Source organism: Serratia sp. PF-27, assembly GCF_030053255.1.
GTDB lineage: Bacteria > Pseudomonadota > Gammaproteobacteria > Enterobacterales > Enterobacteriaceae > Serratia > Serratia bockelmannii.
In genome coordinates this window covers 405,755-416,030 of sequence record NZ_JASGBT010000020.1, presented here as the reverse complement: position 1 = coordinate 416,030, position 10,276 = coordinate 405,755, and the positions used below count along the sequence as shown (strand labels likewise).

Annotated in this window: 7 protein-coding genes, 1 tRNA gene and 2 other RNA genes; 7 read left to right on the top strand and 3 right to left on the bottom strand. The window is 58.9% G+C overall.

Annotated elements, in window-relative coordinates:
* Window positions 1-79 precede the first annotated feature (79 nt).
* The 5 genes from QMZ29_RS15025 to pnuC all read left to right on the top strand — a co-directional run bounded on the left by QMZ29_RS15025 (window position 80) and on the right by pnuC (window position 2,763).
* Window positions 80-204, top strand: a non-coding RNA gene (locus QMZ29_RS15025) — RtT sRNA.
* Window positions 205-356: 152 nt separating this feature from the next.
* A tRNA-Lys gene (locus QMZ29_RS15020) sits at window positions 357-432 on the top strand.
* Between the two features lie 75 nt (window positions 433-507).
* A non-coding RNA gene (locus QMZ29_RS15015) (RtT sRNA) lies at window positions 508-632 on the top strand.
* Between the two features lie 323 nt (window positions 633-955).
* Window positions 956-2,017, top strand: a complete 1,062-nt coding sequence (gene nadA / locus QMZ29_RS15010) for a quinolinate synthase NadA (RefSeq protein ID WP_141970363.1) — start codon at window positions 956-958, stop codon at window positions 2,015-2,017.
* Between the two features lie 20 nt (window positions 2,018-2,037).
* A complete protein-coding gene (pnuC, locus tag QMZ29_RS15005) occupies window positions 2,038-2,763 on the top strand; it encodes a nicotinamide riboside transporter PnuC (protein WP_089180632.1) in 726 nt (241 codons plus the stop codon).
* A gap of 35 nt (window positions 2,764-2,798) precedes the next feature.
* Here pnuC and zitB read toward each other — a convergent pair whose 3' ends face one another.
* Genes zitB through QMZ29_RS14990 form a run of 3 tightly spaced genes read right to left on the bottom strand, consistent with a single transcriptional unit; the run spans window position 2,799 to window position 7,563 of the window.
* Window positions 2,799-3,761 carry a CDF family zinc transporter ZitB gene (zitB, locus tag QMZ29_RS15000; RefSeq protein ID WP_141970361.1) on the bottom strand — a complete coding sequence of 321 codons (963 nt, stop codon included), beginning with the start codon at window positions 3,759-3,761 and terminating at the stop codon, window positions 2,799-2,801.
* Window positions 3,761-6,961 carry an ATP-binding protein gene (locus tag QMZ29_RS14995; RefSeq protein ID WP_261425435.1) on the bottom strand — a complete coding sequence of 1,067 codons (3,201 nt, stop codon included), beginning with the start codon at window positions 6,959-6,961 and terminating at the stop codon, window positions 3,761-3,763. The genes zitB and QMZ29_RS14995 overlap by 1 nt, the downstream gene beginning before the upstream one ends.
* Window positions 6,958-7,563: a response regulator transcription factor gene (locus QMZ29_RS14990; RefSeq protein WP_089180635.1), complete on the bottom strand. Its 606-nt coding sequence runs from the start codon at window positions 7,561-7,563 to the stop codon at window positions 6,958-6,960. Before QMZ29_RS14990 ends, QMZ29_RS14995 begins: the two co-directional genes overlap by 4 nt.
* A 212-nt stretch (window positions 7,564-7,775) precedes the next feature.
* On the opposite strand from QMZ29_RS14990, the gene aroG reads away from it, so the two are divergent.
* Together aroG and QMZ29_RS14980 are read left to right on the top strand one after the other, a co-directional pair.
* Window positions 7,776-8,828 carry a 3-deoxy-7-phosphoheptulonate synthase AroG gene (gene aroG, locus QMZ29_RS14985; RefSeq protein ID WP_025301893.1) on the top strand — a complete coding sequence of 351 codons (1,053 nt, stop codon included), beginning with the start codon at window positions 7,776-7,778 and terminating at the stop codon, window positions 8,826-8,828.
* Window positions 8,829-9,085: 257 nt separating this feature from the next.
* A complete protein-coding gene (locus QMZ29_RS14980; RefSeq protein ID WP_025301894.1) occupies window positions 9,086-10,276 on the top strand; it encodes a YjgN family protein in 1,191 nt (396 codons plus the stop codon).

Here is a 10,276-nt window from a genome sequence, read left to right as displayed (position 1 = left end):
CAGTTGGTAGAGCAGTTGACTTTTAATCAATTGGTCGCAGGTTCGAATCCTGCACGACCCACCATTCTTCGAGAATGGCTGCGATAGAGAATCGTAAAGGATGAGAACCGTAAAGGTTCGAGTCTCGCGTAGCGAGACAACATCACTCCGGTGATGGCCCGCAAGGGCGAGGCCAAAGGCCGAGTTATCCTGCACGACCCACCATTCTTTAAGAATGGCAGCTTCAGAATCGGTTTGATGTGGCAAAGTAAAGGTCCGAGTCGAGTACCCGTCGAGTTGTCCTGAACATCCCCATCCTTGTTTTCCGCGAGTCGGTTCCAATAACCTATTCGCCATCAGCAGTAAACCACATCAGCGGGTCGTTAGCTCAGTTGGTAGAGCAGTTGACTTTTAATCAATTGGTCGCAGGTTCGAATCCTGCACGACCCACCAATTCAGAAAAAAGCGCCTTTTGGCGCTTTTTTCGTTTTTGTAACATCCAAACCTGACCTCATCTTCTCGCTAACATAGTTCACCGAGTCGTGCGGGTGAGATCCTGCGTTCAGGTTCGAGCATCGCGCAGCGATACGACAACGCGCAGCGTTGCCCGCAGGGTGAGGCCACAGGCCGAATCAATCCTGCACGACCCACCAATTCAGAAAAAAGCGCCTTTTGGCGCTTTTTTCGCATCTGCGTCATCGCAATCTAAATCCGCTGCTTTCTCGTTTCAATACCACACCGATCGTCATCCCGCTCTTTTCTGAACGGCTATACGTTCTCGCCAGGCTGTTAATTCGCTGTGAACTGCGCGGTAACGCCTGTTTTTTTAATTCATTAAACAATAGGTGCGCAAATATGAAAATATCAGCGGACTTTTCGCGCAGTTTTAGGTATTTTGTTTAGTATATAAAACGAAGGGCGTTGCGGCAGGCGATATTCACGCGGCAGGCGCCCAGCCTAGCATGAGATTGCAGCGATGAGTGAAATGTTTGATGTCAATGCGGCGGTGTATCCCTTCCCGCCTAAACCGGTACCGCTGGACGTAGCCGAAAAAGCCTTTTATCGCGAGAAGATCAAAACCCTGCTCAAGCAGCGCAATGCGGTGATGGTCGCCCACTATTATACCGATCCGGAAATTCAGGCGCTGGCGGAAGAAACCGGCGGCTGCGTGGCGGATTCGCTGGAAATGGCGCGCTTCGGCAGCGCTCATCCGGCTTCTACACTGTTGGTGGCCGGCGTGCGTTTCATGGGGGAAACCGCCAAAATCCTCAGCCCGGAAAAGCAGGTGCTGATGCCGACGCTGTTTGCCGAATGTTCGCTGGATCTAGGCTGCCCGGAAGAGGAGTTTCAGGCGTTTTGCGACAGCCATCCCGATCGTACCGTGGTGGTCTATGCGAACACCTCGGCGGCGGTTAAAGCGCGCGCCGACTGGGTCGTCACTTCCAGCATCGCCGTTGAGCTGATCGAACACCTGGACAGCCTGGGCGAGAAGATCATTTGGGCGCCGGATCGCCATCTCGGCAGCTACGTGCAAAAGCAGACCGGTGCCGACGTGCTGTGCTGGCAAGGCGCCTGCATTGTGCATGACGAGTTCAAGACCCAGGCGCTGCGGCGTATGAAGGCGCTTTATCCGCAGGCGGCGATCCTGGTACATCCCGAATCGCCTCAGGCGGTGGTCGAGCTGGCGGATGCGGTGGGGTCTACCAGCCAACTGATTCAGGCGGCGAAAACATTGCCGCATCAACAGCTGATTGTCGCCACCGATCGCGGTATCTTTTACAAGATGCAGCAGGCCTGCCCGGACAAGGAGTTGTTCGAAGCACCGACCGCCGGAGAAGGGGCGACCTGCCGCAGCTGCGCGCATTGCCCGTGGATGGCGATGAATGGCCTGAAGGCAATTGCCGAAGGGCTGGAGCAAGGGGGCGCGCAGCATGAGATCCACGTGGACGCCGCGCTGCGTGAGAAGGCACTGGTGCCGCTGAATCGCATGCTGGATTTCGCCGCTCAGCTTAAGATGCAGGTTAAAGGCAACGCTTAACCGTTTAAAAGGATGACCTCATGAGCTTCTTCAGTACCAGCAATATTCTGGTGCACATTCCGCTGGGCGCAGGCGGTTACGATCTGTCGTGGATCGAAGCTATCGGCACATTGTTCGGGTTGCTGTGCATCTGGTATGCCAGCAAGGAAAAAATCATCAACTACCTGTTCGGCCTGATCAACGTCACGCTGTTCGCGGTGATTTTCTTCCAGATCCAGCTGTACGCCAGCCTGCTGCTGCAGCTGTTCTTCTTCGGTGCCAACATTTACGGTTGGTATGCCTGGAGCCGCCAGACCCAGGATAATCAGGCTGAGCTGCAGATCCGCTGGCTGCCGCTGCCGAAAGCGTTGGCCTGGGCGGCGGTCTGCGTCATCGGCATCGGCCTGATGACCTTTAACATCGACCGCGTGTTCGCCTGGCTGACGCAGGTTGCGGTGGCGGTGATGCAAGGGCTGGGGCTGAACGTGCAGATGCCTGAGCTGCAGCCGGACGCGTTCCCGTTTTGGGATTCGGCGATGATGGTGCTCTCCATCGTGGCGATGATCCTGATGACGCGCAAGTACGTGGAAAACTGGCTGCTGTGGGTGGTTATTGATGTCATCAGCGTGGCGATCTTCGCCTACCAAGGGGTGTACGCGATGGCGCTGGAGTACGTCATTCTGACGCTGATCGCCCTCAACGGCTCCTGGCTGTGGATTAAGAGCGCCGGGCGCAACCGTTCCAATCCGCTCTCTTCCACACCGTAACAACGCAGAGGGCGCCCTGGTGGCGCCCTCTTGGCTTAGTGACGATGTCCCAGATGGGAATGCGCTTCGGCATGTGAGTGTTCACTCGGCTCCGGCGCCCGGTTGATACCGCAGTCCGGCGTCTCGCAGTGCTGGTACTCCATCTGAATGGTCACGTGGCCAATCTTGTAGTGTTCCAACAGATAAGCCTGAATGCGTTGCAATAGCCCATCGTGGTCATGCGGCGGGATCACCTGCGCATGCAGCGTCATCAGCTTCTGGTCGCCGATCTGCCAGACGTGTACGTGGTGGATGTTGCGCACTTCCGGGATATTCAGGCACAGGTCTTTTTGCAGCTTGGCGATGTCGATCTCCTGCGGCGTGCCTTCCAACAGTTCGTGGAAACTCTCCTTCAGCAGTCGCCAGGCGCTGCGCAGCACCAGACAGGAGACTAGCACCGACAGGATCGGGTCAATCGGCGTCCAGCCGGTGGCAAGAATGACGATGGCGGCGGCGATGGCGCCCACCGAACCGAGCAGATCGCCCAGCACATGCAACGCGGCGGCGCGCACGTTGATATTTTTCTCTTCGCTGCCGCGATGCAGCAACCAGAAGGCGAACAGGTTCGCCAGCAGCCCCGCTATGGCGATGATCAGCATCGGGGTACCCATCACCGGCTGTGGTTCGAAGAAACGCCGTATCGCCTCCCACAGGATGAATACCACGATCACCAGCAGCGCCGCGGCGTTGAGGAAGGCCGCCAGGGTAGTGAGGCGCAGATAGCCGAAGGTATGCCGCGCGTTGGGCTTGCGCTGGGAGAAATGTACCGCCATCAGCGCCACCAGCAGCGCGGCGGCATCGGTCAGCATGTGGCCGGCATCGGCCAACAGCGCCAGCGAGCCGGACAACAGGCCGCCGACCACCTCGGCCACCATAAAGACCGCGGTGACTAAAAAAGCGGTCAGTAGGCGTTTACTATTACTGTCTTTCGGCAAGTGTACGTGTGGAGTGTCCGACATTATTCATCCTTATGCATAGCGAAAGAGGGGGCGGCGGTGAGCAGAGCGTCCAGCTCCGGCACTATCTGCGCCACTAACGCCTTTAATTTAGTATAAGCGGCGGCGGCAAGCTCACCCCGACGTGCGGTATCCACCAGCTGCTGGCACAGCTGCGCAGCTTCCGGCAGCTGCAGCATCAGCAGACTGCCCTTGATGCGGTGCGCCGCCTGCTCCAGCTGTGGCCAGTCGCTCGCGGCGACGGCATCCGCGAGTCGCTGCCGGTCTTGCCGCAGCGTATCGCCGAGCGTCTGCGCCAGCCGCTGCAGCATGGCGCGATCGCCACCTGCCATTTCGGCCAGCGTTTGTCGCAGGTCAGTAAGGACTGACTTTTCTTCCTGAGCCTGCGGCTGTTGAGCCAATACCTGGCCGATCGCCGCCAGTGAAATCGGTTTGGTCAGGAAGTGGTCGATCGCCACCAGCCCTGGCGGGATGCGGGTAAACTCCTGCACGTCTGCCGAGCAGAGCACGATGCGGCAAGGCGGGCGCCGCAGCCGCTGTTCGTCGCGGCGGATCAGCCTGGCCAGCGTCAGGCCGTCCGGACGCGGCATGTTATAGTCGATAAACAGCAGATCGAACGGCTGCCGGCGCTGGGCCTTCAGTAGCGCATAGCCTTGCTCGAAGCGGGCGGGCTGCAGCCCGAAGTGGCGCAACTGGCGTTCCAGCAGCAACAAATTGGTGGGGTGATCGTCGATCAGCGCGGTACGCAAGGCGGAAGACGGCAGAGCAAAGGTATGCTCCTCCGGGGCGACAGCCGGCGCGGCACCGCTCAGCTCGACCGGTACCGTGACCTCGACGCGGGTGCCGACGCCCGGCTGCGACCGCAGCTCGATGCGGCCGCCCATTTGTTCGACGATCTCTTTGCAGATAGATAGCCCTAAACCGGTGCCCTGCACCGAGATGCGTTGCGCGCCGCGCGCGCGGTAAAACGGTTGGAACAGCTTGTCTATTTCATCGGCGGCGATGCCGCAGCCGCTGTCGTTCACCGTCAGATGCAATTCTCCCTGTCGATCATTCTGCGCGTGCCAGCCGACCTCGACCTGAATGGCGCCGCGCGGCGTGAACTTTATCGCGTTGTTTATCAAGTTGTTAGTTACCTGAAGTAAACGCTCACCATCAATAATCACCCCCTCCGGCAGCGCCGGATCCGCCAGCACGCTCAGCGTCAACGGCCGCTCGCCGATCAGCGGCCGGTAAAGGGCGTCGATGCGCGCTACCCAGGGGCGCAGCGCCACCGGTTTCGGCGCCAGCGTCAGCGAACCGGTTTCCAGCCTGGCGTGATCCTGCAGGTCGTTGAGCAGGTTGAGCAGCGAAGAGGCCGAGCTGTATATCACCGGCAGCCCTTCCGGCGCAGGTTGGCGTTTAAGCTCCAGCTCCAGCAGGCCGAGGATGGCATGCATCGGCGTGCGTAATTCGTGGCTGACGGTGGCGAGGAATTTACTCTTCATGCGGTTTTCCGCCTCGGCGCGGCGCCGCGCGTGCTCGAGCTCTTCGCGTTCGCGTTTTTCACGGCGCTGCAGCATGAAACGGCGCAGCGTCAACGCCAGCAGCAGCACGGTGGCGGCGGCCAGCAGCGCCAGCAGCCAGGTGGTCTGCGGCGGCATACGGTTGTCGTTCACCGCGTCGATCAGATTGCTGCGGTCGACGATCCACTCGTCGCGCAGCGATTGCAGGGTGTCCGCCGGGATCTGCATCAGGTTCTTATCGAGGATGGCCAACAGAAGAGGTTGATCGCGGCGCACGCCGAAGGCCACCGGGTAGGGGATGTTGTTGGCGGCAAAGGCCAGCTTGATGGCGCCGGAATAGCGCGACAGCGCCAAAAAGTTGGCGGAGATAACGTTATCCACCAGCGCATCCAACTGGCCGTTGGCCAGCGCATCATACATCGACTTGCTGTCGGCGAAGCTGATGGTTGGTTCCCGTTCCGGCACCAGCCCCTGCGCCAAATCGCCCTGCAACACGCCGATGCGCTTACCGGCCAAATCGCTCCAGGTTGAGATGCCGTTGGCGTATTGGCCGACGTAAACGCCCCACAGCGAACGGTGGATCGGCATGCTGGCGCCGTAGCGCGCCTTGACGCCGCGCGCCAGCGGCAGGGCGGCGCGGAAGCTGGCCTGGCCGGACTGCACCAGCTCATCGGCCTGCTCGGCGTTGCGCGCCCACAGCGGCGCGAAACGCAGCCCGGTGTTTTGCGCGATGATGTTGAGAATGTCGATGGCGTAGCCACGCGGCTGGCCGTCGGAACCGCGGTAGGCGAACGGGAAGTTGTTCTCGATGGCGGCGTAGTAAACCACGCGGTGGCTCGCCACCCAGTTTTTCTCCATCGTCGTCAGATCGGCATTGCCGGTGTCGAGGTAGCTGGGGATCTTTTTGCTCCAGCGGCTCTGCAGGGCATTCATCAGCTCCATCGGCGCGTCGGCGATGGCGGTGTCCAGCGTGTCTATCAGGCGCGGATCGGCGGCGGCGAACACGAAGGAGAGGTTGCCCAGGTTCTCGTTGCTTTCAATCTGATAGAGCTGGCCGAGCTGCAGCTGGTCGATGATAAAGCTGGCGCTGGCCTCGTCGGCGATAAAGTAGTCGCTGCTGCCGTTGAGCAGCGAATAGACCGCCTGCAGGTTGTTGTCGTAGCGCTGGATCTGCGATGCCACCGCCTGCAGGGCGCCGCCGGACTGCATGTCGGTCAGCGCGCCGATCGCGACGCGGGCGTTGGCGGAATTGAGCATCACCGGCCGATCGTTGCTGCGATCGCGCAATACGCGCAGATTGCTGACGTAGTAGGGCTGAGAGATCTCCAGCCCGTGCAGCGCTTCACTCTGCGGGATGCCGTACAGCAGATCGACCTTGCCGTCGTGCAGCGCCTGCTCCAGCTGCGTCAGGTCGGCGAAGCCGTAAATGGCGAAGCGGATGCCGGTCACCTGCTGAATATAGCCGAGGTAGTCGGCGTTCAGCCCATACAGATCGTCGTCCACGATGATGTTGTATGGGCTGGTGTTCTCACTGATGATGCCGACGCGCAGCGTGCGATCGCGCCAGGGATTTTTCTCGCCGACGATCAGCATGTTCTCGGGGGTATTCAGGTTGCTGACCAACTGATAGCGCACCGGCTCCGCCGCCTGCGCCAGGCCGCACCACAGGATCAGCAGCAGCAGGGCGCGGCGCATCATGGCGCCAGCTCTTTAAACACCGCCACCAGCTCCAGCAGGTTGCCGGCGCCGGTTTTACGCTGGATGTTTTTTTTGTGCGTGCTGACGGTCTTGTTGCTGATGTGCAGCCGGTCGGCGATCTGCAGGTTGGACAGCCCCTGGCTCAGCAAGCCCAGCACCTCGAGCTCCTTGGGGGTGAGCTGCCCGCCGTCCGCCGTCGGTGGCTCTTCGGCCAGCGCGGCGGCGGGGAAGCGGGTTTCACCGTCCAGCACCTGCTCGATCGCCTGCACCAACTCCGCCAGCGAGCTGCCTTTATTGACGAAACCGTCGGCGCCGGCGGCATGCGCCATGCGCGCATAGACATCGGCTTCCTGCGCGGTATAGATCAGGATTTTTTGTTGCGGATAGCGGCGGCGGATTTTTTTCAACAGCTGCAGCCCGTCGGCCTGCGGCAGGCCGATATCCAGGATCACCAGGCCAAAAGCGGCCTCGGCCAGCAGGGCCAGCGCCTGTACGTCATCCTGTGCCGCCTGCAGGTGGTAGGGACGGGATGATTTCATTAGCGCCGCTTCCAGTGCGACATGAACCACCGGGTGGTCATCAACTAATAGCAGAGAGGGCATGTTCAACTCGGGTCACTTTATATTCTGATCGCTAGCATAGCGAAAAAGGAGGCTCTGCGCTCGCCAGATGAAACAGCACAATCTGCTGTTAATTTGGCGGTTCCAGCGGTGGGGGGCAAAGGTGATTTACAGCGCCATTCTCACAGGCTAGATTGTTGGGATCTACACCGTTACGCACTGCGAAATACCCCACGATACCGAATGGAAAAGCTATGAATTACCAAAACGACGATTTACGCATTAATGATATTAAGGAACTCCTGCCGCCGGTGGCTCTGCTGGAGAAATTCCCGGCTACCGAACGCGCGGCAAAGACGGTGTCCCAGGCCCGCAGCGCAATTCACAATATCCTCCGCGGCAGCGACGATCGCCTGCTGGTGGTGATTGGCCCTTGCTCCATCCATGATACCCAAGCCGCCAAAGAGTACGCGGGGCGCCTGCTGGCGCTGCGTGAAGAACTGAGCGGCGAGCTGGAAGTGGTGATGCGCGTGTACTTCGAAAAACCGCGCACCACCGTGGGCTGGAAAGGCCTGATCAACGATCCGCAAATGGACAATAGCTTCAACATCAACGATGGTTTGCGCCTGGCGCGCAAGCTGCTGGTGGAGATCAACGACAGCGGCCTGCCGGCCGCCGGCGAATTCCTCGACATGATCACGCCGCAGTACCTGGCGGATCTGATGAGCTGGGGTGCCATCGGCGCGCGCACCACGGAATCGCAGGTGCACCGTGAACTGGCTTCCGGCCTCTCTTGCCCGGTTGGCTTCAAGAATGGCACCGACGGCACCATCAAGGTGGCGATCGACGCCATCAACGCCGCCGGCGCGCCGCACTGCTTCCTCTCGGTGACCAAATGGGGCCACTCGGCGATCGTTAACACCAGCGGCAACGGTGACTGCCACATTATCCTGCGCGGCGGTAAAGAGCCAAACTACAGCGCGGCGCACGTGAAGGACGTCAAAGCCGGCCTGAGCAAAGCCGGGTTGCCGGCGCAGGTGATGATCGACTTCAGCCATGCCAACAGCAGCAAACAGTTCAAAAAGCAGATGGACGTGAGCGCCGATGTTTGCGGGCAAATTGGCGGCGGTGAAAAAGCGATTATCGGCGTGATGATCGAAAGCCATCTGGTGGAAGGCAACCAGAGCCTCGAAAGCGGCGAACCGCTGGTTTACGGCAAGAGCGTCACCGACGGCTGCATCGGCTGGCAGGATACCGAAACCGTGCTGCGCGATCTGGCGGCGGCGGTGAAAGCGCGCCGCGGTTAATCGCGTAAAGAAGGGCTCGCCAGCGGGCCCTTTTCTATTTATCTTAAATTTTTATATCTCCTGTCAATTTAAGGCCTACAGTTAATGGGCTTATTAAATCATTAAGCGACCGTCTTCGCATTATTCCTATTTAATAAAAGAATAATTGTCACCGCTCTCGGCATTGTGCTTATATAAGACGCTTTTTTATTCCACAAACTCCGCATGACGAATAAGCGGGGAGTGGTATGACCTATTCCTTTCAGGACGAAAGAATTATGACAAGTAATACCTCGCAGCCGCTGGGGCTGCACCGGATTAAATTCCATGGGAAAGGTGGTGAGTACTTCGCTATTTGGTTAGTCAACGCGTTATTGACGGCTCTGACCCTGGGCATCTATTCCGCCTGGGCGACGGTGCGTCGTCGTCGCTATTTTTACGGCAACACGGAATTGGATGGCGATCGTTTCGATTATCATGCACAACCGCTGCAAATTCTGAAAGGGCGGCTGTTGGTGATCGGCGGCATCATCGTGTTTTATATCTTGCTGGCGATAACGCCTCTGCTGGGGCTGCTGGCTTTGCTGGTGTTGCTTGCCCTGTTGCCGTGGATCGTTATCCGCAGCTGGCGTTACAATGCGATTATGTCGAGCTATCGCGGCGTGCGTTTTAATTATGTCTGCCGCACCGGGCGCGCCTATTGGGCTTTACTGTTCTGCCCGTTATTGCTGATTATCGGGCTGTATGTCGGTCTGATCGTCTTGCTCGGCATTGGCAGCGGTCTTGGCAGCATCAACGCTATTGCTTTTATGCTGGTGCTGACGCTGATTTTGGCCGTGCCGGCATTTGCGGCGGTAAACGGCATTATTAGCGCACTGCAGCATGACTTGTACGTTAATAACCTGTTTTTCGGGAAGACACCGTTTATTGCCGAACTGAAGAAATCGGCCTTTATCAAATTTGCCTTGGTTGGCCTGCTCATATTCCTGCCGTTCATGTTGGTCGCGCTGGTGTGCATCGGTTCGTTCTTCCTTACCCTCTATCAGATGGTGTTGATGGGCATGTTGACCAATGAAGCCATTGATGTGCTGGTGCTGGACAATATCAGCAGCCTGCTGCTGATGATGGTGGTGCTGCTGATCGGCGCCCTGGTGGCCAGCAGTTACCAGGTTGTCGCCCAACGCAACTACCTGTTTAACCAGGCAAGGCTGAACGGCGACATCAAGCTGCATTCCTCAATGAAAACGATGCCGTACATGGGATTGTTGATCACCAATACCCTGATTACCCTGTTCTCGCTCGGTTTGGCGGCGCCGGTGGCGGAAGTGCGCCATGCCCGTTATCTGGCGGCCTGCACGGCGGTTGAAGGCGATTTGGCGCTGCTGAACATTACTGCGCATCAGGAAACTGCCAACAGCGCGGTGGCCGAAGAAGCGGTGCAGGCGCTGGATCTGGGCGGCAGCTTCTGA